The sequence below is a fragment of the Mycobacterium attenuatum genome, assembly GCF_900566085.1.
GTDB lineage: Bacteria > Actinomycetota > Actinomycetes > Mycobacteriales > Mycobacteriaceae > Mycobacterium > Mycobacterium attenuatum.
Map to the genome: position 1 here is coordinate 1 of NZ_UPHT01000101.1, position 26756 is coordinate 26756.

The 26756-nt window shown below is 66.7% G+C and carries 22 protein-coding genes and 1 pseudogene; 12 read left to right on the forward strand and 11 right to left on the reverse strand.

The genetic code is table 11. From position 1 onward, the window contains the following. The 6 genes from sucB to EET13_RS16935 all read left to right on the forward strand — a co-directional run. On the forward strand, positions 1 to 1139 hold a 1139-nt coding region (sucB, locus tag EET13_RS16910), incomplete at its 5' end, for a 2-oxoglutarate dehydrogenase, E2 component, dihydrolipoamide succinyltransferase (protein ID WP_122443366.1). Positions 1140 to 1175: 36 nt separating this feature from the next. Further along, positions 1176 to 2087, forward strand: a complete 912-nt coding sequence (locus EET13_RS16915; protein WP_122443367.1) for a TIGR01777 family oxidoreductase — start codon at positions 1176 to 1178, stop codon at positions 2085 to 2087. 111 nt (positions 2088 to 2198) lie between these two features. Further along, positions 2199 to 2951, forward strand: coding sequence for a flavodoxin family protein (locus EET13_RS16920; protein ID WP_122443368.1), 753 nt, complete (start codon positions 2199 to 2201; stop codon positions 2949 to 2951). A 32-nt stretch (positions 2952 to 2983) separates the two neighbouring features. After that, on the forward strand, positions 2984 to 3442 hold the full coding sequence (locus EET13_RS16925; protein WP_122443369.1) for a hypothetical protein: 459 nt from the start codon (positions 2984 to 2986) through the stop codon (positions 3440 to 3442). A gap of 21 nt (positions 3443 to 3463) precedes the next feature. Next, positions 3464 to 4123, forward strand: a complete 660-nt coding sequence (locus EET13_RS16930; RefSeq protein ID WP_122443370.1) for an RraA family protein — start codon at positions 3464 to 3466, stop codon at positions 4121 to 4123. Continuing rightward, positions 4123 to 5799 carry an acetolactate synthase large subunit gene (locus EET13_RS16935; RefSeq protein ID WP_122443371.1) on the forward strand — a complete coding sequence of 559 codons (1677 nt, stop codon included), beginning with the start codon at positions 4123 to 4125 and terminating at the stop codon, positions 5797 to 5799. Before EET13_RS16930 ends, EET13_RS16935 begins: the two co-directional genes overlap by 1 nt. A gap of 20 nt (positions 5800 to 5819) precedes the next feature. On the opposite strand, the gene EET13_RS16940 is transcribed toward EET13_RS16935, so the two are convergent. Next, positions 5820 to 6197, reverse strand: a complete 378-nt coding sequence (locus EET13_RS16940; RefSeq protein ID WP_122443372.1) for a DUF1622 domain-containing protein — start codon at positions 6195 to 6197, stop codon at positions 5820 to 5822. A 104-nt stretch (positions 6198 to 6301) separates the two neighbouring features. Here EET13_RS16940 and lipB point away from each other — a divergent pair. The 3 genes and pseudogenes from lipB to EET13_RS16955 all read left to right on the forward strand — a co-directional run. Further along, positions 6302 to 7010 (forward strand): annotated as a pseudogene (gene lipB, locus EET13_RS16945) (lipoyl(octanoyl) transferase LipB); the annotation flags it as partial. A 76-nt stretch (positions 7011 to 7086) separates the two neighbouring features. After that, the gene (gene lipA, locus EET13_RS16950) at positions 7087 to 8022 is read left to right on the forward strand and encodes a lipoyl synthase (RefSeq protein ID WP_122443373.1); all 936 of its coding nucleotides are present in this window, start codon (positions 7087 to 7089) and stop codon (positions 8020 to 8022) included. A gap of 26 nt (positions 8023 to 8048) precedes the next feature. Continuing rightward, a complete protein-coding gene (locus EET13_RS16955) occupies positions 8049 to 8801 on the forward strand; it encodes a DUF4191 domain-containing protein (protein ID WP_122443374.1) in 753 nt (250 codons plus the stop codon). A 20-nt stretch (positions 8802 to 8821) separates the two neighbouring features. Here the strand turns inward: EET13_RS16955 and EET13_RS16960 are convergent, their stop codons facing one another. Then, a complete protein-coding gene (locus EET13_RS16960; protein ID WP_122443375.1) occupies positions 8822 to 9241 on the reverse strand; it encodes an RDD family protein in 420 nt (139 codons plus the stop codon). A gap of 240 nt (positions 9242 to 9481) precedes the next feature. On the opposite strand from EET13_RS16960, the gene glnA (EET13_RS16965) reads away from it, so the two are divergent. Further along, positions 9482 to 10918: a type I glutamate--ammonia ligase gene (glnA, locus tag EET13_RS16965; protein WP_122443376.1), complete on the forward strand. Its 1437-nt coding sequence runs from the start codon at positions 9482 to 9484 to the stop codon at positions 10916 to 10918. Positions 10919 to 11066: 148 nt separating this feature from the next. Here the strand turns inward: glnA (EET13_RS16965) and EET13_RS16970 are convergent, their stop codons facing one another. The 8 genes from EET13_RS16970 to EET13_RS17005 form a co-directional block, all read right to left on the reverse strand. Further along, a complete protein-coding gene (locus EET13_RS16970) occupies positions 11067 to 11927 on the reverse strand; it encodes a TIGR03619 family F420-dependent LLM class oxidoreductase (RefSeq protein ID WP_122443377.1) in 861 nt (286 codons plus the stop codon). Continuing rightward, positions 11924 to 12559: a PaaI family thioesterase gene (locus EET13_RS16975; RefSeq protein ID WP_122443413.1), complete on the reverse strand. Its 636-nt coding sequence runs from the start codon at positions 12557 to 12559 to the stop codon at positions 11924 to 11926. The genes EET13_RS16970 and EET13_RS16975 overlap by 4 nt, the downstream gene beginning before the upstream one ends. A 16-nt stretch (positions 12560 to 12575) precedes the next feature. Beyond that, positions 12576 to 15557: a bifunctional [glutamine synthetase] adenylyltransferase/[glutamine synthetase]-adenylyl-L-tyrosine phosphorylase gene (locus EET13_RS16980; RefSeq protein ID WP_122443378.1), complete on the reverse strand. Its 2982-nt coding sequence runs from the start codon at positions 15555 to 15557 to the stop codon at positions 12576 to 12578. 62 nt (positions 15558 to 15619) lie between these two features. Next, positions 15620 to 16960, reverse strand: a complete 1341-nt coding sequence (glnA, locus tag EET13_RS16985) for a type I glutamate--ammonia ligase (protein ID WP_122443379.1) — start codon at positions 16958 to 16960, stop codon at positions 15620 to 15622. Between the two features lie 71 nt (positions 16961 to 17031). Next, positions 17032 to 18591, reverse strand: a complete 1560-nt coding sequence (locus EET13_RS16990; RefSeq protein ID WP_122443414.1) for an alpha/beta hydrolase — start codon at positions 18589 to 18591, stop codon at positions 17032 to 17034. Positions 18592 to 18678: 87 nt separating this feature from the next. Then, positions 18679 to 20406, reverse strand: coding sequence for an aa3-type cytochrome oxidase subunit I (gene ctaD / locus EET13_RS16995; protein ID WP_122443380.1), 1728 nt, complete (start codon positions 20404 to 20406; stop codon positions 18679 to 18681). Between the two features lie 176 nt (positions 20407 to 20582). Next, a complete protein-coding gene (locus tag EET13_RS17000) occupies positions 20583 to 22139 on the reverse strand; it encodes an alpha/beta hydrolase (RefSeq protein ID WP_122443381.1) in 1557 nt (518 codons plus the stop codon). Positions 22140 to 22198: 59 nt separating this feature from the next. Next, positions 22199 to 23590 carry a WS/DGAT/MGAT family O-acyltransferase gene (locus tag EET13_RS17005; protein WP_122443382.1) on the reverse strand — a complete coding sequence of 464 codons (1392 nt, stop codon included), beginning with the start codon at positions 23588 to 23590 and terminating at the stop codon, positions 22199 to 22201. A gap of 134 nt (positions 23591 to 23724) precedes the next feature. On the opposite strand from EET13_RS17005, the gene panB reads away from it, so the two are divergent. Further along, positions 23725 to 24579 (forward strand): 3-methyl-2-oxobutanoate hydroxymethyltransferase, encoded by an 855-nt coding sequence (panB, locus tag EET13_RS17010; protein ID WP_122443415.1) that lies wholly within the window; start codon positions 23725 to 23727, stop codon positions 24577 to 24579. 22 nt (positions 24580 to 24601) lie between these two features. Here the strand turns inward: panB and EET13_RS17015 are convergent, their stop codons facing one another. Next, entirely contained in the window at positions 24602 to 24967 is a 366-nt protein-coding gene (locus tag EET13_RS17015; protein ID WP_122443383.1) for a heme-binding protein, read from the reverse strand. Between the two features lie 218 nt (positions 24968 to 25185). Between EET13_RS17015 and EET13_RS17020 the strand changes: the two genes are divergently transcribed. Next, a complete protein-coding gene (locus EET13_RS17020; RefSeq protein WP_122443416.1) occupies positions 25186 to 26748 on the forward strand; it encodes a CYTH and CHAD domain-containing protein in 1563 nt (520 codons plus the stop codon). Positions 26749 to 26756: the final 8 nt, after the last annotated feature.

Below are 26756 nucleotides of genomic sequence, written 5' to 3' on the forward strand. Positions count from 1 at the left end.
CGCCCCAGCCGGCCCCCGCACCCGAGGCCAAGCCGGAACCCAAGCCGGAACCCAAACCGGAACCCAAGCCGGAACCCAAGGCCGAGCCCGCCGCCAAGCCGGCTCCCGAACCCAAGCCGGAACCGGCCACCGCGCCCGCGCCCAAGGGCGAAACGGCGCCGGCTGAGCCCGCGGCCCGCCCCGAAGGCGAAGGCACCCCGTATGTCACGCCGCTGGTACGAAAATTGGCTTCACAGCACAACATCAACCTCACCGAGGTCACCGGCACCGGTGTCGGCGGCCGGATCCGCAAGCAGGACGTGCTGGCCGCAGCACAAGGCAAGGAACAAGCCAAGGAACCGGCCAAGCCGGCGCCGCCCCCGGCGCCGGCGGCGAAAGCTCCCCCAGCATCCGCGCCGGCTCCCGCGCTGGCGCATCTGCGCGGCACCACGCAAAAGGCCAGCCGGATCCGGCAGATCACCGCGAACAAGACCCGCGAGTCCCTGCAGGCGACGGCGCAGCTCACTCAGACCCACGAAGTCGACATGACCAAGATCGTGGCGCTGCGCGCCCGGGCCAAGGCGGCATTCGCCGAACGGGAGGGGGTGAATCTGACCTTTCTGCCGTTTTTCGCCCGAGCGGTCATCGACGCCCTCAAGATCCATCCCAATGTCAATGCCAGCTACAACGAACAGACCAAGGAGATCACCTACTACGACGCCGAGCACCTCGGGTTCGCCGTCGACACCGAGCAGGGTTTGCTCTCCCCCGTCATTCACAACGCCGGCGACTTGTCGCTGGCGGGCCTGGCCCGCGCGATCGCCGATATCGCCGCCCGCGCGCGGTCGGGCAATTTGAAACCCGACGAGTTATCCGGCGGCACATTCACCATCACCAACATCGGCAGCCAGGGCGCCCTGTTTGACACTCCGATACTGGTGCCGCCCCAGGCCGCCATGTTGGGAACCGGAGCAATCGTCAAACGCCCCAGGGTGATCGTCGATTCCTTCGGCAACGAGTCGATCGGCGTCCGCTCGGTGTGCTATCTGCCGTTGACCTACGACCATCGCCTCATCGACGGCGCAGATGCCGGACGTTTCCTCAGCACCATCAAGCACCGCCTCGAAGAGGGAGCATTCGAAGCAGACCTGGGTCTTTGATGGGCTGTCAGGCAGGGCGAGAAAGGCTATGACGCGGTGGCCGAGACGATTGTCGCGATAGCGGGTTCGTCCGGCTTGATCGGCTCGGCTTTGGCCGCCGCGCTTCGCGCCGCCGACCACACGGTGCTTCGCATTGTGCGCCGGACACCGGCGAGTTCGGACGAATTGCACTGGAATCCCGACAGCGGCGAGTTCGATCCCGACGCGCTCGCCGGCGTCGACGCCGTGGTCAATCTGTGCGGCGTCAACGTCGGCCGGCGCCGGTGGTCGGGCGCCTTCAAACAGAGCCTGCGCGACAGCCGGCTGACACCCACCGAGGTGCTGTCGTCCGCGGTCGCCGACGCCGGCGTCGGCACCCTGATCAACGCCAGCGCGGTGGGCTACTACGGAGACACCCGCAATCGCGTTGTCGACGAAAACGACTCAGCCGGAACGGGTTTCCTGGCCCAGCTGTGCGTGGACTGGGAAGCGGCCACGCTGCCGGCCCAATACGCCGGCACTCGTGTGGTCTTGGCCCGCACCGGACTGGTGCTGGCTCCGGCCGGAGGCGCGCTGCGCCCGATGCGGCCGGCGTTCTCCGTGGGACTGGGCGCGCGACTAGGCGGCGGCCGTCAGTACATGTCATGGATCAGCCTCGAAGACGAGGTGCGGGCGCTGCTGTTCGCCATCTCCAACCCGGAGCTATCCGGGCCGGTGAACATGACCGGGCCTGCCCCGGTGACCAACGCCGAGTTCACCACCGCGTTGGGCCGGGCACTGAACCGCCCTACCCTGATGATGCTGCCCGGGTTCGCGGTACGCGCCGCGCTCGGCGAATTCGCCGACGAAGTACTGCTGCGCGGTCAGCGCGCCATCCCGGCCGCGCTGGAACAAGCCGGTTTCCAGTTCCACCACAACACAATTGGTGAAGCGCTGCGCTATGCAACCGCGCAGCGCGACCACGCCTGACAATCACCTGCTTTTCGTTTGGCGTATCCCCTTCCGATTAGCAGCCATTCGTGTACTCTGCGCTTGCGGTCTCATCCACATTCCACCAGCGGTCAACAAACGGAGAAACGCGTGGCGACGTCGGTATTCCACGACCTGAAAAAGGAAGGGCCGCTTTACGCGCTCTTTCTGAACTGCACCCTGAAAAATGCGCCGGAGGTTTCGAATACCGAAGCGCTGTGCAATCTGCTGATCGAGCGTTTGCGCGCTCACGAGCCCGACATCGAAACCGAGATCGTCCGGGTTGTCGACTACAACGTGAAGCCCGGGGTGATGAACGACGAAGGCGACGGGGACGAGTGGCCAGCGATCCTGGAAAAGGTCAAGCGCTGCAACATCATTGTGCCTGCGATGCCGATCTGGATGGGGGTCCGGTCATCGGTGATGCAGCGGGTGATCGAACGACTCGACGGCACCACCAAGACGGTGATGTGCGAGCGGACCGGCCAGTTCCCGCTGTACGGCTCGGCGGCGGGCATCGTGGTCACCGGCAATGAGGACGGCAGCCATGATTGCGTGGCCAACACTTTCGCCAACCTCCTGCACTTCGGCGCGACGGTTCCGCCCAATACCGATGTGTATTGGGTCGGCGACGCCGGACCCGGAGCCAGCTACATCGAGGCCGGCGGCGAATTGTCGCCGTACGTTCGCCGCAACGCCGAGCTGACCGCGCTCAACCTGCTCTTCACGGCAAAGCTGTTGCGGGATAACCCCTACACCATCAACATCGCCGAACATAACGCAAAGATGATGGCGCGCAACAAAGTCAAGGAAGCAGCGATGAAGCTCGCGATCGAGCATATGCGCGCACACATGCCAGACTGAGCCGGCGACGGACCAGTCAGAAAGGCATCGTCATGCGGTCATCCGGCGTTCGGGTTCCCAGTATCGGTGAGGCCGAGGCCACCGGGGAAATCGCCGGCCTCCGTGCCGATATCCGCCAACCGCTCGCAATGATCGTCGTCAGCCTGATCTGGCGCAATCTCGCATCGATTCCGGGTGCGTTGCGCGCGACGGCGGAAACCATGCAACCCCTGACACATTGGCCCGGCATGCTGGTGCTCTGCCAGATGGTGCCCCAACCCCGGCACGGCAACAGCTCGCCGCCGGCCGCCGTCGACGCCGTGCTTGCCGACGGCAGACAGCGCGGGCATGCAGTCAGCGGCGCGCTAGGAACCACCGGCCTACCCGACGTCGAAACCGCTACGGCCATCAGGGATTCACTGGAAAACCGGGTACCGAACGCAATGGCACGGATGATCCCGGTGATGAGCCTGTTACTTCGCTTGATGCCCGCGCCGGACGGGCGTTCCTAACAGAAGGGATACCACGAAGTCATGCAACTCACCGAACTCGTAGCCGGTCTGGGAGTCGCCGACGTCGTCGACGCGATGATGATGACGCACCAGCACCGGGCGCACATCATCGAGCTGAGCAGCCCGGACCCCGACCGGGTGCTCGTCGGCCCGGCGGTGACCATCTCCTTTCTGCCGGTGCGCAAGGACCTGATGGATCCGCAGAAGCACAGCCTCGGTCCGGCCATCTACCGCGCGGTCGCCGAACACGAGGCCAGGGGCGCCGTCCTGGTAATGGCGTCCAACGGGCACCAGCACACGTCGCTCGGCGGCGGCACCAAGCTCAGCCGGGTGCACAACCTCGGCATGGCAGGCATCCTCGCCGACGGAATGCTGCGCGACTTCGAGGAACTGAACACCTACAGCTTCGCGACGTACTGCCACGGCGAGACGGTGCGCGCCGGCGGCAACGAGGTTCAGCCCTATCTAGCCGATGTTCCGGTGGCGGTCGGCGGGGTCACCGTGGTGCCCGGTGACATGATCTTCGCCAAAGGGTCGACGGCCGTGGTCATTCCCGGCGCCGAGGCTGAAGCGATCCTGACCAAGGCGCGCCAGGTGATGCAGAAGATGGACCAGATGAAGGAGGGCCTGAAAGCCGAAGACCCGGAAGCAGTGCTGCGCCACGGCAGCGGTGAGCTCTGATGGCACCGTCGAATACCAGCGAGCAGATTGTCGAGGCGCTGGCCGCCGAAGGCGTCGAGTATGTTTTCGGCATTCCCGGCGATGAGAACCTGCACTTCCTGGAGGCGCTGCGCAAGGACGGGCGGATCAAGTTCGTCCTGTTCCGCCACGAACAGGCAGCGGGTTTCGCGGCCGCGGCCTACGGTCGCCTGACCGGCAAACTCGCCGTTGCCATGTCGACCCTGGGCGCCGGGGCGATGAACCTGACCACCCCCGTCGCCCACGCCTACCTGGCGGCCATGCCGATGCTGGTCATCACCGGCCAAAAAGCGGCGCGCGACAACCGTATGGGGCAATACCAACTGGTCGACGTGGTCAACGTGATGCGCCCCATCACCAAGTTCGCGGCCAAGATCCCGTCCGGGCATATGGCCGGATCGCTGCTGCGACAGGCGATGATGTCGGCATTGGGCGAACGTCAGGGGCCCGCACATCTGGAACTGCCAGAAGACGTGGCCCGCGAGACCGAGCTCGGTCCACTGGTTGCGTGCCGTCACACCGACATTCCGGTGGCAACGCAGGACAGCATCGACACCGCTGCGGAGCTGATCCGCAACGCGAGCCGGCCGCTGATCATGATAGGCGGCGGCACCCGCGCCAACCGGCCGGCTGTGGCAGCGGCGGTGCGGGAGTTGATCACCCGGACCCAAATTCCCTTCGTGGCAACCATGATGGGCAAGGGCGTGGCCAACGAGGACGACCCGAACTACCTCGGCTGTTCGATCATGCCCGGCGATTACCCGAACTGCGCCATCCAGGCAGCCGACGTGCTGCTCAACGTCGGCCATGACGTCATGGAGAAACCGACCCTGTTCATGGCAGCCGACGACGGGCGCACTGTCATCCACCTCAATCCCTTTGCCGCCCAAGGAGACAACTCCTATTTCCCGCAGACACAGGTCGTCGGCGACATGGCGGACGCGTTGCGGCGCCTGACCGCCCAACTCACCCCCAACCCGGCGTGGGATCACGACGGCTTCCGCCGTCTCGGAAAAGCCATGCAGGACAGCATCAAACGTTCTGCTGCCGACGCCTCGCTGCCCGCCAAGCAGGGATATCTCGTCGCCACGCTGCGCGAATTCATGGCCGACGAGGACATCCTCTCGCTCGACAACGGCATCCACATGATGTGGGCCACACGCAACTTCAACGCCCGCCAGCCCAACACCATGCTGATCGACCATGCGCTGGGCTCTATGGGGATCAGCCTGCCGGCGGCCATCGCGGCCAAACTCGTTTACCCCGAACGTAAGGTCGTGGTGCTCACCGGCGACGGCGGATTCGCGATGAACAACCAGGACCTGGAAACCGCCGTCCGCCTCGGGCTGGATCTGATCGTCGTGGTGTTCAACGACACCAGCCTGGCCATGATCGCACTCAAGCAAATGGTGGACGGCTATCAACGCTACGGCGTGGATTTCGGCAACCCGGACTTCGTCGCGTATGCCCACAGCTACGGAGCGACCGGCCATCGCCTCGACGATCCCGCCACGTTCCGCGCGATCCTCGACGAGGCCGCGGCGGCCGGCGGAGTGCACGTCATCGATGCACCGGTCGATCCGCAACAGAACATCGCGCTGATGATGGAGATGCGCTCGGTCGACTGCCACCAACTACTAGCCGGCGGGGGGCAGTAGGCGCCACCCAGCCTCGGTTGCTAGGCGTCCTTGACCGGCTCGCCGGGTGCGGCCGCGGGCGTCTTGTTCTGCTGCCAGGGCCACCGCCCGGTCATTTCCACAGTGAGCGAGAAGCTCAAGAAGGTTCGGATGGCAACGATGCCGGCCAGGGCGGCGACACTTTGTGCGTTGGGTTTCAGGGCGATCGTCTTGATGATGTCACCGGCCACCAGCAACTCCAACCCGACCAAGATGGACCGGCCGAGCTGAACCCGAAACTCCCGGTAGGCCTGGGCGGCGTTGCGCGGCACCCGGCACAGGAAATACACGATTGCGAAGACCGCGCCGAGGATGATCACCGCGACGCCCAGACCATCGATGACCATGCCGACGTCGACCACGGTGTCGATGAAGCTCATGGCAGGCACATTATCGCGACACAACGCTGTTTGCTGGCAACGAACCGCTGCGACATAGCGGACATCACTGCAACCAGGGTCGGGCCGCGAGTAGCCTCGTCATCGTGGCTGGTTCCATCCGGTCGAGCCGGGCCGACATCGACGTGCGTCAGCTCGACACCATCGACTACGACGACGCCTGGCAGTTGCAGCGCAAGCTCGCCGACAGCCGGATCGCCGGCGGACCGGACACGCTGCTGCTGCTGGAACACCCGGCGGTCTACACCGCGGGCCGGCGCACCGAACCGCACGAACGTCCGACAAGCGATCCCGCTGGCACCCCCGTCATCGACACCGACCGCGGCGGCAAGATCACCTGGCACGGCCCCGGACAGCTGGTCGGCTACCCGATCATCGGCCTAACCGAACCGCTGGATGTGGTGAATTACGTTCGGCGCCTTGAGGAATCGCTGATCAAAGTGTGCGGCGATCTGGGCCTGCAGACCGTCCGCGTGGACGGCCGGTCCGGGGTATGGCTGCCGGCCGCGGCGGGACGCCCGGCACGCAAGGTCGGCGCCGTCGGCGTGCGGGTGTCGCGCGCCACGACCCTGCACGGGTTCGCCCTCAACTGCGACTGCGACCTGGGTGCGTTCACCGCCATTGTGCCGTGTGGTATCAGCGACGCCGGGGTGACGTCACTGTCGGTTGAGCTGGGGCGCGCGGTGACGGTGGCCGAAGTCCGCTCGGCTGTCGCCGACGCGGTGTGCGACGCCCTGGATGGCGTCCTGCCGGTCAGTGATCACGTGCCCCCGCAGGCAGGTGCCTTCGCCACTCCCCCGCAACCGGGCGGTACCCCACAGGCATCCGTGGGACGCGCGCAGCATCCCGGCGCACGCGTAGCATCAGCGATGTGACTGTCGCACCCGAGGGCCGGCGCCTGCTGCGCCTGGAGGTGCGCAACGCGCAAACCCCGATCGAACGCAAACCGCCGTGGATCCGAATCCGGGCACGCATGGGCCCGGAATACACCGAGCTAAAAAGCCTGGTCCGGCGCGAAGGCCTGCACACCGTCTGCGAAGAGGCCGGCTGCCCCAACATCTTCGAATGCTGGGAGGACCGGGAAGCCACGTTCCTGATCGGCGGCGACCAATGCACCCGCCGCTGCGACTTCTGCCAGATCGACACCGGAAAGCCCGTAGCCCTGGATCGTGACGAACCGCGACGGGTCGCCGAGAGCGTACACACCATGGGACTGCGCTACGCCACCGTCACCGGGGTGGCCCGCGACGACCTGCCCGACGGCGGCGCCTGGCTGTACGCGCAAACCGTGCGGTCGATCAAAGAGCTCAACCCGCACACCGGCGTCGAACTGTTGATCCCAGACTTCAACGGCGAGCCCGGCCGGCTGGCGGAGGTCTTCGAGTCAGGCCCGGAGGTGTTGGCGCACAATGTCGAAACGGTGCCCCGAATCTTCAAGCGGATCCGGCCCGCATTCACCTACCGGCGCAGCCTGGAGGTGCTCACCGCGGCCCGCGACACCGGCCTGGTGACCAAGAGCAACCTCATCCTGGGTCTGGGTGAAACCTCCGACGAGGTGCGCACCGCCCTGACCGACCTGCATCGCGCCGGTTGCGACATCGTCACCATCACCCAGTACCTGCGACCGTCGCCGCGCCACCACCCGGTCGAACGGTGGGTCAAGCCCGAGGAATTCGCCGAGTTCGCGCAGTACGCCGAGGGGCTGGGCTTCGCGGGCGTGCTGGCCGGGCCGCTGGTGCGCTCGTCGTACCGGGCGGGCCGGCTCTACCGCCAGGCCCGGCGCCCGGCGGCCTCGGACTCCGGTTAGCCGGTGCGTACGTATCCTTGAGGACTATGGCCAAACCCCGCAACGCCGCTGAGAACAAGGCCGCCAAAGCCGCGGCAAGTGCTGCCCGCAAGGCCGCCGCCCGGCAGCGCCGCACTCAGCTGTGGCAGGCGTTCAACATTCAGCGCAAAGAGGACAAGCGCCTGCTGCCCTACATGATCGGCGCGTTCGTGCTGATCGTCGGAGTGTCGGTGGGCGTCGGCGTGTGGGCTGGCGGGCTAACCATGATCACCCTGATCGTCTTCGGTGTGGTGCTGGGCGCGCTGGTGGCGTTCATCATCTTTGGCCGCCGCGCCCAGCGCAACATCTACCGCCAGGCCGAAGGTCAAACCGGCGCCGCCGCCTGGGTGCTGGACAACCTGCGGGGCAAGTGGCGGGTCACCCCGGGCGTGGCCGCCACCGGCCACTTCGACGCCGTACATCGGGTGATCGGCCGACCGGGTGTGATCCTGGTCGGCGAGGGTTCGGCCGGACGCGTCAAACCCCTGCTGGCCCAAGAGAAGAAGCGCACCGCCCGCCTGGTCGGCGACGTGCCTATCTACGACATCGTCATCGGTAACGGCGACGGCGAGGTGCCGTTGGCCAAGTTGGAACGCCACCTCACCAAACTTCCCGCCAACATCACCGTCAAGCAGATGGACACCCTGGAATCGCGTCTGGCGGCCCTGGGTTCACGCGCCGGTGCCGGCGCTCTGCCGAAGGGCCCGTTGCCCAACGCCGGCAAGATGCGCGGCGTCCAGCGCACCGTGCGCCGTAAGTAACCGCAAATAGCCGGGCGCTCTCAGCGCCGTACCACCGCAGTGCCGGTCAGCCGGTCGTGTAACCCGCGCCCGTCGGAGTCGGTGAACAGCGGCGGGATCACCAGCGCGATCAGCAGGCCCCGCGCCACCAACCGGCCGGCCCCCACGGGCAGCCGACCGTCGACCGCCACCACCACCAGTCCCAGCAGCAACTGGCCCGGGGTGAATCCAAACAGGCGCACCGCGGTGACGCCCAGCAGCAGCCAGATCAGCAGCACCATCGACGACAGCATGGTCTGCGACCAGGCGCCGACACCCAAGCCCAGGAGCGCCAGCCCGTAAGCCACCAGCCAGTCGATACACAGCGCGGCGAGGCGGCGCCCCATCGGGGCCAGCGAACCGGGGCCGGTCCGCGGAAAACCGAGCGTCTTGCCGGGATATCCGGTAGATTCCGCCGTCATCGGCCCGGTCCGATCGGCTGGCTCCGGATCGCACCGGGCCGGCCGCGGGACGGCCCGGACAAACCCATCGGTTGACCGGTTACGATCTTGCGGGACATGGCCCCACAATAGGACCCGGCCACCAAACGCGGACTGTTGGCGGGCGTATGGTCACGTAACGTCTGCGCAACACGGGGTTGACTGACGGGCAATAACCGCTCCCTAGCGTCGGCCGCGAATCACCAAGTAAAGGAGCACTCTGTGACGGATAAGACGCCCGACGACGTCTTCAAACTCGCCAAGGACGAGAACGTCGAATTTGTCGACGTTCGGTTCTGTGACCTGCCCGGCACCATGCAGCACTTCACGATCCCGATTTCTTTTTTCGACGAGAGCGTATTCGAAGACGGCTTGGCCTTTGACGGCTCGTCGATTCGCGGGTTCCAGTCGATCCACGAATCCGACATGTTGCTGCTTCCCGACCCGGTGACCGCAAAGGTCGACCCGTTCCGCGCCGCCAAGACGCTCAATCTCAACTTCTTTGTCCACGACCCGTTCACCCTCGAGCCCTACTCGCGCGACCCGCGCAACGTCGCCCGCAAGGCCGAGAACTACCTGGTCAGCACCGGCATCGCCGACACCGCCTATTTCGGTGCCGAGGCCGAGTTCTACATCTTCGACTCGGTCAGCTTCGACTCGCGCACCAACGGCTCCTTCTACGAAGTGGACGCGATCGCCGGCTGGTGGAACACCGGCGCGCCCAACGAGACCGACGGCAGCCCCAACCGCGGCTACAAGGTTCGCCCCAAGGGCGGCTACTTCCCGGTGGCCCCCGTCGACCACTACGTCGACCTGCGCGACGCGATGCTGCGCAATCTGATCAACGCCGGCTTCAGCCTGGAGAAGGGCCACCACGAGGTGGGCACCGGCGGGCAGGCCGAGATCAACTACAAGTTCAACACGCTGCTGCACGCCGCCGACGACATGCAGCTCTACAAGTACATCGTCAAGAACACCGCGTGGCAGGCCGGCAAGACCGTCACGTTCATGCCCAAGCCGCTCTTCGGTGACAACGGCTCTGGCATGCACACCCACCAGTCGCTGTGGAAGGACGGCAGCCCGCTGATGTACGACGAGACCGGGTACGCCGGTCTGTCGGACACCGCGCGCCACTACATCGGCGGTCTGTTGCACCACGCGCCGTCGCTGCTGGCGTTCACCAACCCGACGGTGAACTCCTACAAGCGGTTGGTTCCCGGTTACGAGGCCCCGATCAACCTGGTGTACAGCCAGCGCAACCGCTCGGCGTGTGTCCGTATCCCCATCACCGGCAGCAACCCGAAGGCCAAGCGGCTGGAGTTCCGCTGCCCCGACTCGTCGGGCAATCCCTACCTGGCGTTCTCGGCCATGCTGATGGCGGGCCTGGACGGCATCCGCAACAAGATCGAGCCGCAGGCTCCGGTCGACAAGGACCTCTACGAGCTGCCGCCGGAAGAGGCCGCGAACATCCCGCAGGCCCCCACTCAGCTGGCCGCCGTGATCGACCGGCTCGAGGCAGACCACGAATACCTCACCGAGGGAGGCGTTTTCACGTCCGACCTGATCGAGACGTGGATCAGCTTCAAGCGGGAGAACGAGATCGATCCGGTCAACATCCGCCCGCACCCGTACGAGTTCGCGCTCTATTACGACGTCTAAAGACGAGTAACCCCGGGTACAGCAGCCCGCTTGGCGATTACCTCATCGATCGCCAAGCGGGCTGTCTGTATTCGCACGCCGAAACGTCAAGCAGCGCAGATATTTCGGCGCAGCGCCGCGGCCGGTGTGTCACCGAGTTAGCGCGGGCTTAACCGTCCAGCGCCAGATCTTTGCGGAAACGCCGCATGGCGTCCACCTTTTCGGCCAGACCGGCATCCGGCCCGGCGTAAAACATCCATGGCATGGTGAGGATCCCGGTGATGCCCGCCTCCTCGGCCCGCCGATAATCGGCGGCGGTAAAAGCATCGGTGAGTGGCGTCAGGATGGTGAAATCCTGTACCGGCAAGCCATTTTCGACGCGCAACTCGCGTAGCCGGCCGGCCGCTTCGATCGCGCGGTCGGTCTTGATCAGGTCCCCGATCCAGCCGTCATAGCGGGCCGCACGGCGCAACGCGATGTCACTGAGCCCACCGACATACACCGGTATCGGCGGCGGCGTCGGCTGCATTTCGAGCCGCGGAGTCCCGTAGAACCGGCCGTCGAATTCCGTCCAGCCCGGCTTCCACAGCTCCCGCATCAACTCCAGCATTTCGTCGGTGCGTCTGCCCCGGGCCGCGAACTGCTCGCCCATCAGGGTGAACTCCTCTTCGCACCAGCCGACCCCGACGCCCAGCTCTACCCGGCCCGAAGCCAAGAAGGCTGCAGTGCCAATGGCTTTGGCCGCCGAATAGGGGTTCCGCATGGCGGGAATGTAGACCGTGGTGACGAACTTCAACCGTCGTGTGACCTGCGCGAGCGCACCCACGAGTACCCAGGGATCTGGCCAGTCGGTGAACGGTGGCCAGCGCCGCTGTCCGTCTTTGGTGTAGGGGTACGGGGAGATCAGGGTTTCCAGGTTGACGACGTGGTCCGGGATACCGATGCCGTCGTAGCCCAGATCGTCGGCAGCCTTGGCGATCTCGACGATCTCCGCGGTGGCCAGGAAGGCGCTGCTGATATAGAACTTCATTCGCCTTCTCGCGCCCAAGCCGGCTTGATGAAGATGCCTTCGGCCTCCACGGTTACTCCCGCGTTGTCCGAAATGAAGCCGCGCGCAAAGGTCTTGATCCCTTCTGTGCGGTCGATCCAGGCCTCGGAACGAAGCGGCCCCAGCGGTGTGCCGCGCAGGTACTTCACCGTGATGGTTCCGGTGAACAGCGGCTGGGTCAGCCCTCGGCTGGCCGCCTCGCCCAGCATGTGGTCCAGCACCAGGGCGGACACACCGCCATGCGCCAGCCCGGGCGGCCCCTCGTAGGCCGTGCCCAGCACGAACTCGCTGAAGCAGCGCCCATCCCGGGCATCCGGGTCATGGTGGACAATTAGCGGCGGGGCGATCGGGTTACATTGGCCCACAGCGGCATTGCCAAACGGCACCGGGCGCCCGTCGACCCGGTAACTGATCCCCGAGGGGCGGATCCGCTGACCGCGCAAGGACCGCGTCACCGCTTCGATCGCGGTGCGCGCCTGAAGGATGACGTCGTCGTCGGCCTCGGTCCGGATGGTGGCGTCGATGAGGTCACGAACGGCCGCGGCCAGCGGCGCATACGTCGCGGTGACGCGATTGTGCTCGGCTTCGCTTAACACCTCGAACGTGGCGTCCAACTCCAACTGTCCTCCCCTAACTTCCGAACACCTTGCGCACCACTGCTTTTGCGCGCCGCGTCACACGCAGATAGTTGTCCAGGAACTCCCCGCCATCGTCGTTGCGCCAGCCCGCGGCCACCGCGACGGCGTTGAGCTGACGTCCCGGTCCGGGCAGCTGGTCGGTGGGCTTGCCGCGGACCAGTACCAACGCGTTGCGCGCCCGGGTGGCGGTCAGCCAGGCCTGGCGCAGCAGGCCAACCTCGTCGTCGGGGACCAGCCCGGCCGCGGCGATCGCGTCCAGGGATTGCAGCGTCGAGGTGTTGTGCAGGCCCGGCACCTCGTGGGCATGCCGCAGCTGCAGCAGCTGCACCGTCCACTCGATGTCGGTCAGTCCGCCGCGGCCCAGCTTGGTGTGGGTGTTGGGGTCGGCCCCGCGGGGCAACCGCTCGGACTCGATACGCACCTTGATTCGGCGGATCTCGCGCACCGCCTCGGCGGACACGCCGTCGGGCGGATATCGCGTCCGGTCCGCCATCAGCAGGAACCGCTGGCCCAGCTCGGCGTCGCCGGCCACCGAGTGTGCCCGCAGCAGCGCCTGGATTTCCCACGGCTGGGCCCACTGTGCGTAGTAGGCCTCATACGAGGCCAGCGTGCGGACCAGCGGTCCGTTGCGGCCCTCGGGACGCAGGTTGGTGTCGACCTCCAGTGGCGGGTCGACGCTGGGTGTGCCCAACTGCGTTCGCACCTGCTCGGCCACCGACGTCGACCATTTGACGGCCTGAGCGTCACTGAAACCGTCGGCCGGCTCGCACACGAACATCACGTCGGCATCCGAGCCGTAGCCCAGTTCCGAACCGCCCAGCCTGCCCATGCCGATGACGGCGATGGCCGCGGGGGCGTGGCCCTCCTCGGACAGGTTGGCCCGGATGGTCGCATCCAGCGCGGACTGCAGCACCGCTACCCACACCGAGGTGAGCGCGTGGCACACGTCGGTGACCTCGAGCATGCCCAGCAGGTCAGCCGAACCGACGCGGGCCAGCTCCCGGCGGCGCAGAGTGCGGGCGGCGGCGATGGCGCGCGCCGGGTCGGCATAGCGCCCGGCCGAGGCGATCAGCGCCCGGGCCACCGCGGCGGGTTCGGTCTCGAGCAGCTTGGGCCCGGCCGGGCTGTCGGTGTAGTTCTGAATCACCTCCGGGGCGCGCATCAACAGATCCGGCACGTAGGCAGAGGTGCCCAGCACATGCATCAGCCGCTTACCCACCGTGGGTTTGTCCCGCAGCGTGGCCAGGTACCAACTCTGGGTGGCCAGCGCCTCGCTGAGTCTCCGGTAGGCCAGGAGCCCGCGGTCGGGGTCCGGGGCATACGACAGCCAGTCCAGCAGCCGGGGCAACAGCACCGACTGCACCCGCCCGCGGCGACCGCTCTGGTTGACCAGCGCCGACATGTGCTTCAACGCGGTCTGAGGGCCCTCGTAGCCCAGTGCCGCCAGCTGACGCTCGGCGGCTTCGGACGTCATGCCGCGGCCCGCGATTTCGAGCCCGGCCGGGCCGATCGACTCCAGCAGCGGCTGATAGAAGAGCTTGGCGTGCAATCGGGACACCCGCACGTTCTGGTGCTTGAGCTCCTCGCGCAATACCCCAGCGGCATCGTGTCGTCCATCGGGCCGGATGTGGGCCGCGCGCGCCAGCCAGCGCACCGCCTCGTCGTCATCGGCCGGGGGTAGCAGATGAGTGCGCTTGAGCCGCTGCAGCTGCAGCCGATGCTCGAGGAGCCGCAGGAACTCGTAGGAGGCGATCATGTTGGCGGCGTCCTCGCGCCCGATGTAGCCGCCTTCGCCCAACGCCGAAAGCGCGTCGACGGTGGAAGCAACATGCAACGAGTCGTCGCTGCGGCCGTGCACGAGCTGCAGCAGCTGCGCGGCGAACTCCACGTCGCGCAGGCCGCCGGTGCCGAGCTTGAGTTCGCGGCCGCGGATGTCGGCCGGTACCAGCTGCTCCACCCGGCGGCGCATGGCCTGCACCTCGGCCACGAAATCCGCACGCTCGCAGGCGGTCCACACCATCGGCATCAGCGCTTCCAGGTAACGCTTGCCGAGTTCGGTGTCGCCGACCGCCGCGCGGGCCTTCATTAGCGCCTGGAACTCCCAGGTCTTGGCCCAGCGCTGGTAGTAGGCGATGTGCGATTCGACCGTGCGCACCAGCTCCCCGCTGCGGCCCTCCGGTCGCAGTCCGGCGTCCACCTGGAAAAACGCCGACGACGCAACCCGCATCATCTCGCCGGCGACGCGGGTGGTGACCGGGTCGGCACGCTCGCCGACGAAGATAACGTCGACATCGCTGACGTAATTCAGTTCGCGCGCACCACATTTGCCCATCGCAATGACGGCCAGCCGCGGCGCAGCGCGGTCACCGCACACCGTCTTCTCGGCCACCCGCAGCGCCGCGGCCAGCGCCGCGTCGGCGATGTCGGCCAGGTGGGCAGCCACCACGGTGAACGGCAACACCGGCTCGTCTTCGACGGTTGCGGCCACATCCAACGCCGCCAGCACCAGCAGGTGGTCCCGGTACAGGGCGCGCAACCGGTGTCCCACCGAGCCCGGCGCATCCGAGGAATCCTCGACACACGCGAGGAATGACTGCTGCATCCGGTCACGCGAGGGCAGGGTGATCTTGCCGCTCAGCAGCTTCCAGGACCGCGGGTGCGCGACCACATGGTCCCCCAGCGCCAGCGAGGAACCCAGCACCGCGAACAGCCGTCCGCGCAAGCTGCGTTCGGTGCGCAGAGCCGCGTTCAGCTCTTCCCATCCGGCGTCTGGGTTTTCGGCCAACCGCACCAGCGCTCGCAGTGCGGCGTCGGCGTCCGGGGCCCGCGACAGCGACCACAGCAGGTCGACGTGGGCCTGGTCGTCTTCGTCAGTCCAACCCAGCTGGGTCAGCCGGGCGCCGGCCTGCGGGTCGACCAGTCCGAGACGGCCGACGCTGGGCAGCTTGGGTCGCTGCGTCGCGGGCTTCGTCACGACCTTGACGGTAGCGCACTACGGCTCGGTGCCGGTGCGCCGCGTTGAACTGCCGCGTTGGGCTAGAGCGACAGGTAGGTGCGCAATTCGTAGGGCGTGACGTGGCTGCGGTAGGTCGCCCATTCACGGCGCTTGTTGCGCAGGAAGAAGTCAAACACGTGCTCCCCCAACGCCTCCGCGACCAGTTCGGAGGCCTCCATGGCGCGCAGGGCGCTGTCCAGACTGGACGGCAACTCTCGATAGCCCATGGTGCGGCGTTCCTCGGGTGTGAGATCCCAGACGTTGTCCTCGGCCTGCGGGCCCAGCACGTAGCCTTTCTCGACGCCCCGCAGTCCGGCGGCCAGCAGCACCGCAAACGTCAGGTAGGGGTTGCACGCCGAGTCGGGGCTGCGTACCTCGATGCGCCGGGAGGACGTCTTGTGCGGCGTGTACATGGGCACCCGCACCAGCGCCGAGCGGTTGGCCGCGCCCCACGAGGCAGCGGTGGGCGCCTCACCGCCCTGAACGAGCCGCTTGTAGGAGTTGACCCATTGGTTGGTCACCGCGCTGATCTCGGAGGCGTGCTCGAGGATTCCGGCGATGAACGACTTGCCCACGTCAGACAACTGGAGCGGATCATCGGGGCTGTGGAAGGCGTTGACGTCGCCCTCGAACAGACTCATGTGGGTGTGCATCGCCGAGCCCGGGTGGTGCCCGAACGGCTTGGGCATGAACGTAGCGCGCACGCCCTCGTCCAGCGCGACTTCTTTGATGACGTAGCGGAAGGTCATCACGTTGTCGGCCATCGACAGCGCGTCGGCGAAGCGCAGGTCGATCTCCTGCTGGCCGGGCGCGCCCTCGTGATGACTGAATTCCACCGAGATGCCCATGAATTCCAGCGCCTCGATCGCATGGCGGCGGAACTTGGAAGCCGATTCGTGCACCGCCTGGTCGAAGTAGCCGGCGTTGTCGATCGGGATGGGCTCCGACCCGTCTTCGGCGCCGGGTTTGAGCAGAAAGAATTCGATTTCGGGATGGACGTAGCAGGAAAAGCCGAGCTCGTTGGCCTTGGTCAGTTGCCGGCGCAGCACATGGCGCGGGTCAGCCCACGACGGTGAGCCGTCCGGCATGGTGATGTCGCAGAAGATCCGCGCCGAGTGGTGGTGCCCGGAGCCCGTCGTCCACGGCAGCACCTGGAACGTCGACGGATCCGGGTTGGCTACGGTGTCGGATTCCGATACCCGGGCGAAGCCCTCAATCGAGGACCCGTCGAAGCCGATACCCTCCTCGAAGGCGCCTTCGAGTTCGGCAGGGGCGATGGCGACCGACTTGAGGAAGCCGAGCACGTCGGTGAACCAGAGCCGAACAAAGCGGATGTCACGTTCTTCGAGCGTGCGCAGGACGAATTCCTTTTGCCGATCCATGACTGGAACACTATGCAAGCTCTGTTAATACCGTGTTACCAATGCCCGGCCAGACACATTGCCAAGCCGGCTCAGGACCCGCAGCGAAGATTCGCCGGCGGCACCGTCAGGTCGACGAAGTAGCGCACCACCGCGGTGTCCACGCAGTCGTTGCCGTCGAAGACCGCGGTGTGCTGAGTGCCGTCGTAGGTGATCAGCGCGGCGCCCAGTTGCCGGGCCAGGTCCACCCCGGCCTGGTAGGGAGTGGCCGGGTCGTGGGTGGTGGAGACGACGACGACTTTGCCGGGTGCGGTGGGTGCGGCGGCGTGTGGTGTTGAGGTCGCCGGCACCGGCCACAGCGCGCACAGATCGCGCGGCGCGAAGCCGGTGAACTGCCCGTAGCTGAGGAACGGAGCGGCCTGGCGGAACTGCTGATCGGCCGACACCCAGGATGCGGCATCCGTCGGCGCCGGCGCGTCGACACAACGGATGGCGTTGAACGCGTCCTGGTCGTTGTCGTAGTGGCCCTCGCGGTCGCGGCCGTTGTAGTCGTCGGCAAGGGCCAGCAGGTCGCCGGCGTCGGTGCCGTGCTGCAGCCCCAGCAGGCCGCTGGTGAGGTATTTCCAATGCTGCGGGGTGTACAGCGCGTTGATGGTGCCCGTGGCGGCGTCGGCGTAGCTCAGGCCCCGCGGATCGGAGGTCTTGCCTGGCGTGGCTACCAGCGGGTCGACCAGCGCGTGGTAGCGGTTGACCCACTGGGTCGGGTCGGTGCCCAGCGGGCAGGCCGTCGAGCGGGCGCAGTCCGCGGCATAGTCGTTGAAGGCGGTCTGAAATCCGGCCAGTTGCTTGGCATTTTCCTCGATCGGACCGATGCTCGGGTCGATCGCGCCGTCGAGCACCATGGCCCGGACGTGGGCGCCGAACCGCTCGACGTAGGCGGTGCCCAACTCGGTGCCGTAGCTATAGCCGAGGTAGTTGATCTGGTCATCACCGAGGGCCTGACGAATCCCGTCCATATCGCGCGCTGCCGACGCGGTCCCCACGTTGGCCAGGAACCCGGGCCCCATCCGGTCGACACAGTGCTGTGCCAGCTCCCGGTACAGCTGCTCGATGTGGGCCACCCCGGTCTGGCTGTAGTCCACCATCGGGTCGCGCCGGTAGGCGTCGAACTCGGCGTCGGTGCGGCACCGCAGGGCCGGTGTCGAGTGGCCGACGCCTCTGGGGTCGAAGCCCACCAGGTCGAAGTGGCGGGCGATGTCGGTGTCTTTGAGTTCGGGCGCCATCACGGCGACCATGTCGACCGCGGACGCACCGGGCCCGCCGGGGTTGAACAGCAGCGACCCGATCCGCTGCCCGGTCGCGGGAACCCGGATGACCGCCAACTTGGCTTGCGCCGTGCCGGGGTGGTCGTAGTCGACCGGGACCGCCACGGTCGTGCAGCGTGCCGTCGGGATATCCCGGCTGTCGGGTACGAACGCGGAGCACGAACCCCAATTCTGTTGCTGCGCTGCGGCCGCGGGCGTTACTGGGCTCTGAGTCTGACCGGTGTCGGCCTCGGGAGTCGCGCGGGCCGACGCCAGTTGACCACCGAGCACGAGTCCCACTGACAGCAGCGCCGAGCTGAACGGTCTGCGACGCGACATGGCCAGCATCGTCTCACCCACGGATACCCGCCGCGACACGAAGGTGTCACGCCTTGATCTCGCACGGCGTGGCGTGCGGTGGGTCCGCGACGGGCCTCAGTCGGCGCCGACGGTTTGTGCTTCCGTGACTTCTTCGTGTCGACCGACATGGGCCTCGGCGCGCATGCGCTTCACCATGTGCGGGTAGTGCAGCTCGAACGCCGGCCGCTCGGAACGGATTCGGGGCAGCTCGGTGAAGTTGTGCCGCGGCGGCGGGCAGCTGGTGGCCCATTCCAGTGAATTGCCGTGACCCCAGGGGTCGTCGACCAGCACCGGTTCGCCGAAGCGCCAACTCTTGAAAACGTTCCAGACGAACGGCAACACCGAGACGCCGAGAATGAATGCCCCCACGGTGGAGACCACGTTCAGCGTTTGGTAGCCGTCGGTGGGCAGGTAATCCGCGTAGCGCCGCGGCATCCCGGCATTGCCCAGCCAATGCTGGACCAAAAAAGTGGTGTGAAAGCCGATGAACGTGAGCCAGAAGTGCAGCTTGCCCAGCCGCTCGTCAAGCAGACGCCCGGTCATCTTCGGGAACCAGAAATAGACACCGGCGTAGGTGGCGAACACGATGGTGCCGAACAGCGTGTAGTGGAAGTGCGCCACCACGAAGTAACTGTCGCTGACGTGGAAGTCCAGCGGCGGGCTGGCCAGCATCACACCGGTCAGGCCGCCGGCCAGGAAGGTGACCAGGAACCCGAACGAGAACAGCATCGGTGTCTCGAACGTCAACTGGCCCTTCCACATGGTGCCGATCCAGTTGAAGAACTTCAGACCGGTCGGCACCGCGATCAGAAACGTCATGAACGAGAAGAACGGCAGCAGCACCGCCCCGGTGACGAACATGTGGTGGGCCCACACCGCCACCGACAGTGCCGCGATGGACAGGGTGGCGTAGACCAGCGTGGTGTACCCGAAAATCGGTTTACGGGCAAACACCGGGATCACTTCGGAGACGATGCCGAAGAACGGCAACGCGATCACGTACACCTCGGGGTGTCCGAAGAACCAGAACAGGTGCTGGAACAGAATCACCCCGCCGTTGGCGGCGTCGTAGATGTGGGCGCCGAGATGGCGGTCGGCGGCCAGGCCGAACAGCGCGGCGGTCAACAGCGGGAAAATCATCAGCACCAGCACGCTGGTGACCATGATATTCCAGGTGAAGATCGGCATCCGGAACATCGTCATGCCCGGCGCGCGCATGCAGACCACGGTGGTGAGCATATTGACCCCGCCCAGGATGGTGCCCAGGCCGCCGACACCCAGGCCCAGGATCCACAGGTCGCCGCCGGGGCCCGGGCTGTGGATCGCGTTCGACAGCGGGGTATAGGCCGTCCAGCCGAAGTCGGCCGGACCGCCCGGCACGATGAAGCCGCTGAGCGCGATCAGCGCGCCGAAGATGAACAACCAGAACGACAACGCGTTGAGCCGCGGGAAAGCCACGTCGGGCGCGCCGATCTGCAGCGGCAGCACCAGGTTGGCAAACCCGAACACGACCGGGGTGGCATAGAACAGCAGCATCGCCGTGCCGTGCATGGTGAACAACTGGTTGTACTGCTCGTTGGAGAGGAATTGCAGCCCGGGAGCGGCGAGTTCACCGCGGATCAGCAGGGCCATCAGGCCGCCGATGAAAAAGAAGATGTAACAGGCGACCATGTACATGATGCCGATCATCTTGTGGTCGGTGGTGGTGATGATCTTGTAGATCAAGTTGCCCTTCGGCCCGACCCGGGCCGGAAATGGCCGGCGGGCCTCCAGGTCTTGGGCGGGCGGCGCTTCAGTGGTCACGGGTTGACTCCAGGGGGTCTCATGATCGGAGCAGCGGGCAGCGTCAAGCGGCATCGGAACAGCAATTCACAAGCCGTCCAAGTATTCCGGGCGGCCACGACCGCGCCCTAGGGCCAAACGTCCCTAAATTCCGTGGATCTCACTCGAAACTCAACGGCCGGACTTGCCGGCCGCCGTCAGCATTTTGCGCCGCTGGGCGGAGTGGTCCCGCCGATCAGGTAGGCGGTGACGTAGTCGTCGATGCAACTGTCGCCCTGGAAGACGACGGTGTGCTGGGTTCCGTTGAAGGTCAGCAGCGAGCCGTGCAGCTGGTTGGCCAGGTCTACCCCGGCCTTGTACGGCGTCGCGGGATCGTGGGTGGTCGACACGACGACGGTCGGCACCAGACCCGGCGCCGAGACGGCGTGCGGCTTGCTGGTCGGCGGCACCGGCCAGAAGGCGCAGGTGCCAAGCGGCGCATCGCCGGTGAACTTGCCGTAGCTCATGAACGGCGCGACCTCGCGGGAGCGTCGGTCCTCGTCGATGATCTTGGCGCGGTCGGTGATCGGCGGCTGGTCAACGCAGTTGATGGCCACCCGGGCGTCGGTGGCGTTGGTGTAGTGACCGTGCGAATCGCGGCGCATGTACATGTCGGCCAGCTGGAGCAGAGTATCCCCGCGATCGTCGGCCAACTCGGCAAGGCCGTCGGTCAGGTGATGCCACAGGTTGGGCGAATACAGGGCCATGATGGTGCCCACGATCGCGTCGCTGTAGCTCAGGCCGCGCGGGTCGGTGGTGTGCGCCGGCCTACTCACCTGCAGGTTGTTGGGGTCGACCAGTGGGTCGACCAGGCTGTGGTAGACGTCGACGGCTTTGGCCGGGTCGGTGCCCAACGGACAGTTGGAGTCCTTGGCACAGTCGGCGGCATAGTCGTTGAACGCGTCCTGAAACCCCTTGGCCTGACGCAGATCCGCCTCGATGGGATCGGCGTTCGGGTCGACGGCTCCGTCGAGGATCATCGCGCGCACCCGCTGGGGGTAAGCCTCGGCGTAGGCGGAGCCGATCCGGGTGCCGTACGAATAGCCCAGGTAGGTCAGTTTGTCATCGCCCAGCGCATTGCGGATGGCGTCCAGGTCCCTGGCGACATTGACCGTCCCGACGTTCTCCAGGAACTTCTTGCCCATCTTGGCGACACAGCGGCTGACGAATTGCTTGGTTTCGTCTTCGATGCGTGCCACACCGGCCGGGCTGTAGTCGACCTGCGGCTCCGCCCGCAGCCGGTCGTTGTCGGCGTCGGAGTTGCACCACACCGCCGGACGCGAGGACGCCACGCCGCGCGGGTCGAACCCGACCAGGTCGAAGCGTTCGTGGACCCGCTTCGGCAAGGTCTGGAACACGCCCAGTGCGGCCTCGATGCCCGATTCACCGGGGCCACCGGGGTTGATCACCAGCGAACCGATCTTGTCCCCCGTTGCGGGGAAGCGAATCAGGGCCAGGGCCGCGATGTCATTGCCGGGATGGTCGTAGTCGACCGGGACGGCGAGCTTGCCGCACAACGCGCCGCCGGGAATTTTGGCCGCCGGATTGGAGCTGCGGCACGGCGTCCACTGCACGGGCTGTCCCAGCTTCGGCTCCGCCATGTGAGCACGCCCGCCGACCACGCGGACGCAGCCCGCAAGCACCAGGCCCACAGCGGCGATCGCGGTCCAGATCATCAACATGCGCGCGAACTTTTCGCGGCGAGACAGACACATGGCAACCTATGGTGCCAGAGCGTGCCGAAGATGCTGGCTAACGACCATCGTGGGACGAATCACCCGATGCCCGCCAGCAGTTCTTCCATCGCGACCGCAAACTCGTCGGCCATTTCCCACAAGTCCGGCAGCAACTCCGGACACGAGACCAGACCGACATCGAGCTTGCCGTTGAGCGACATGACCGTGACGTTGAGACCGGAGCCGTGGAAGATCGGGCCCAACGGGTACATCGACTTGACCTGGCAACCCAGCAGGTACAACGGCACCTGCGGCCCCGGCACATTGGAGACCACCAGGTTGTGCACGGGCAGGCTCTCGGTCAACCGGGTCCGGGCATAGACGCGCATCGCCACCCCGAAAACGGCCGGCGCGGCGAACTGTGACCAATCCTGCAGCAGCGTCGCGCCGATGGCCGAACTATGGTTCTTGGCAGCCGAATTCGCTTGGGCGATGGCCCGCAACCGCTCCACCGGGTCGGCGATTTCGGTGTGCAGGCTGGAAAACATGGCCGAAACCTGGTTGCGGCCGGGCCGATCGGACTTGCCGTGCACCGACACCGGCACCGACGCCACCAGCGACGAGTCGGGCAGGGCGTTGCGCTCGGCGAGGTATTGCCTCAGCACCCCGGAAACCAGCGCCATCACCACGTCGTTCACCTTGACGCCGAAGTGGTTCTTCACCGTCTTGATGTCCTCGAGATCCAGTTCGGCGTAGGCGATGTTGCGGCGGCCGCTGATGCTGGCGTTGAACACGGTACGGGGCGCGGCGAACGGACGCGCCATGGTCAGGCCGTCGCGGGCCCGCAGCACGGTGGAAACCACCGAGGACACCGTCTGCGGCATCACGTTGGCCAGCGCCAGCGGCCGCGTGGCAAACCTGGCCAGACCGCCGGCGGCGATCTGCCAGCCGGTGCCACCGCCCACTCCGTCGACCGGATCGGGTGCGGGCGCGTCGGCTTCGGTGGTACACAGCTGCGACATCAGGTTGGCACCGGTCACGCCGTCGACTGCGGCGTGGTGCACCTTGGTCATGATCCCGATGCGGCCCCGGTGGTGGCAATCGGTACCCGCCACACCTTCGACGACCCACATCTCCCACAGCGGGCGCCGGCGATCCAACGGCAGCGAGGCGATGTGCCCGCAGATTTCGGACAGTTCCGCCCGGCCGCCCGGTGACGGCAGGCCGATGCGGTGCACGTGGCGATCGATGTGGAAGTCGTCGTCATCCACCCAGACCGGATGGTCGAGGTTCAATGGGCTGCTGGCGAGCTTCTCCCGGAACTCCGGCAACGCCTTGACGCGAAGCGACAGGGCCTCGCGCAAGCGGTCGAAGGTGTAGCCCCCTGGCATCGTCGAGGTGTCCAAGTCCATGATCGAGCACACGTGCATCGGCTGCGACGAGGTTTCCAGGTACAAGAAGCTGGCATCGAGGCCGCTGAGCCGCTGCATCCGCCGATGGTAAGCGCAATCACGGCGTCTCACGGTGTATCTGCGCCGAAGAGATGGCAGACTGTTGGTGTCAGACGAACCCGGGGACCCATGCTGGGCCACGAGGATCGACCCGACCAACACTAGGGACAATGATGTCTGAGCAGAATATCTACGGGGCTAGCCCGTCGGCACCCGCCAGTCCGGCCCCGCCGCGGACCAAGATCCGCACCCACCACTTGCAGAAATGGAAGGCCGAAGGCCACAAGTGGGCCATGCTCACGGCCTACGACTACTCGACCGCACGGGTCTTCGACGACGCCGGCATCCCGGTGCTGCTGATCGGTGATTCGGCCGCCAACGTGGTCTACGGCTACGACACCACGGTGCCGATCTCGATCGACGAACTGATCCCGCTGGTCCGCGGCGTCGTTCGGGGCGCCCCGCACGCGCTGGTGGTCGCCGACCTGCCGTTCGGCAGCTACGAGGCGGGACCCACCGCCGCGCTGGCCGCGGCCACCCGGTTCATGAAGGAAGGCGGCGCGCACGCCGTCAAGCTCGAGGGCGGCGAACGGGTCGCCGAACAGATCGCCCGCCTGACCGCGGCCGGCATTCCGGTGATGGCGCACGTCGGCTTCACCCCGCAAAGCGTCAACACACTGGGCGGGTTCCGGGTGCAGGGCCGCGGCGACGCCGCCGAGCAGACGGTGGCGGACGCGATCGCCGTCGCCGAAGCCGGGGCCTTCGCGGTGGTGATGGAAATGGTGCCGGCGGAGCTGGCCACCCAGATCACCGGCAAGCTGACGATTCCGACGGTCGGCATCGGAGCCGGCCCCAACTGCGACGGCCAGGTCCTGGTGTGGCAGGACATGGCCGGCCTGAGCACCGGCAAACCCGCCCGATTTGTCAAGCGCTACGCCGACATCGCTGGCGAGTTACGCCGTGCCGCAACACAATACGCCGACGATGTGGCCGGCGGCGTGTTCCCCGCCGGCCAGCACTGCTTCTAAGTCGTCTAGATCTTCGGGGTCGTCACTGGCAGCGATTCCGGAAGTCGGTCAGTGGCTGGCGAATGCCCTGCAGGTCGGCATGAACGGCCGGGTTGGCGTCCATGTACTGCTGCAACTGGTCGCGGATGCCCTCCCGGGGCTGACCCTTCAGGCTGGTGAAGTAGTCGTTGACGTCTGGATGGGTGAAGAGGTACGCGGAGGTCGCCGCCGCGACCCCGGCGGACACCCCGGCCAGGTCAGCCGCCGTGCAATTCGGCGGTGGCGCCGCAGGGTCGGTCGCGTCCGCCCAGGCAGTCCCGGTCCCTCCCAGCAGCATTGCGGTGCTGATCGCAACGGCAGCCAGGCCCCCGGCGACCACCCGCGACGAGGTACAACCCAACAACAACATCGACAGCTCCTTCGTCAGGGATCCGATCGGCCTCCCACAGCCAAGCCGCAGCGGTGGCCGGCACCGCAAACGATAAGCGGTTGCGACGGCGGGCATCGACCAACATGCCGTACGCCCCGTGACCCGAGCCTGCGGCGGGCGGCTAACGCTGGTGTGGCACTCTATGAGGCCTACCCACGATGCACGACCGCGGCGACGCGCTGTCACCGGAGGCCGAAATGCCCGTACCTGCGCCGAAGACGGCGCGCCAGTTGGAGGTCGAGCGCAAGTTCGACGTCGTCGACTCGACAGTGTCGCCGTCGTTCGAGGGCATTGCGGCCGTGGCGCGGGTGGACAAGCAGCCGCCCCACGAACTCGACGCGGTGTACTTCGACACGCCGGCGCAGGACTTGGCCCGTAACCGGATCACCCTGCGACGGCGAACCGGTGGCCCCGACGCCGGGTGGCACCTGAAGTTGCCGGCCGGGCCGGACGCCCGAACCGAAGTCCACGCGCCGATCACGGCCGGAGACGCCGTGCCGGCCGAGTTGCTGGACGTGGTGTTGGCGATCGTCCGGGACCGCCCCGTCGAGCCGGTCGCACGGATCACCACTCAGCGGGAAAGCCAGTTTCTGTACGGCGCCGATGGCGCCGCATTGGCCGAATTCTGCAGCGACCACGTCACCGCATGGTCGGCCGGACCGGCCGACGGCTCCGATGCCGGGCCCGCCGAACAACAGTGGCGGGAGTGGGAACTCGAGCTCATCGACGCGACCAGGGCCGCCGGTCACGAGCTGCTCAACAGGCTGAGCAACCGGTTGCTCGACGCCGGGGCCGCCCCCGCCGGGCACGGCTCCAAGCTGGCCCGCGTGCTGGGCAGGACGTCACGGTCAGCGCGCGAGCCGGCGCCAGTGGATCCGGTCCATCGGGCGGTAGCCCAGCATGTGGAAGAGCTGCTGACGTGGGATCGTGCGGTGCGCGCCGACGTCGACGACTCCGTGCACCAGATGCGGGTGACCACCCGCAAGATTCGCAGCCTGCTGCGCGAGGCCCAGGATTCGTTCGGATTGGCCGACGGCGCCTGGGTTCTCGACGAACTACGGGAACTCGCCGGCGTCTTAGGGGTGGCGCGTGACGCCGAGGTGCTCGCCGAGCGCTATCAGAAGCAACTGGACCGGCTGGACCCGGAGCTGGTGCGCGGACCGGTGCGCGAACGTCTCGTCGACGGCGCCCGCCGCCGGTATCAGACCGGGCTGCGACGGTCGCTGATTGCGATGCGCTCGAAGCGATACTTCCGCCTGCTGGACGCTCTCGAAGCGATGGTTGCCGAATATCCGGTGACCACGTTCGGGCCGGGACCCGAACCGGTGACTCCGCCGAACATCGACGCGGCCTACCGCCGCGTCAAGAAGGCCGTCAAGGCGGCGCGGGCCGCCCACGACGAAGGCGCCCCGACCGGCCACACCGACGACGGCCCGGGCGCAGTGCTCCACCCCGACGAAGCGTTGCATCGAATTCGCAAGCGCGCCAAGCGATTACGCTACACTGCGGCGGCTACTGGAGCGAGCGGGGTGTCCCAGCAGGCCAAGGCTGTCCAGACATTGCTCGGAGATCATCAAGACAGCGTGGTCAGCCGGGAACATCTTCTCGAGCAGACCGAAGCCGCCCATGCCGCGGGCGAGGACACCTTCAGCTACGGTCTGCTCTACCAGCAGGAAAGCGATCTGGCCGAAAGCTGCCGGGCACAACTGGGCGCGGTGCTGCGCAAGCTCGACAAGGCGGTGCGCAAAGCACGGCGGTGAGCCGGGCC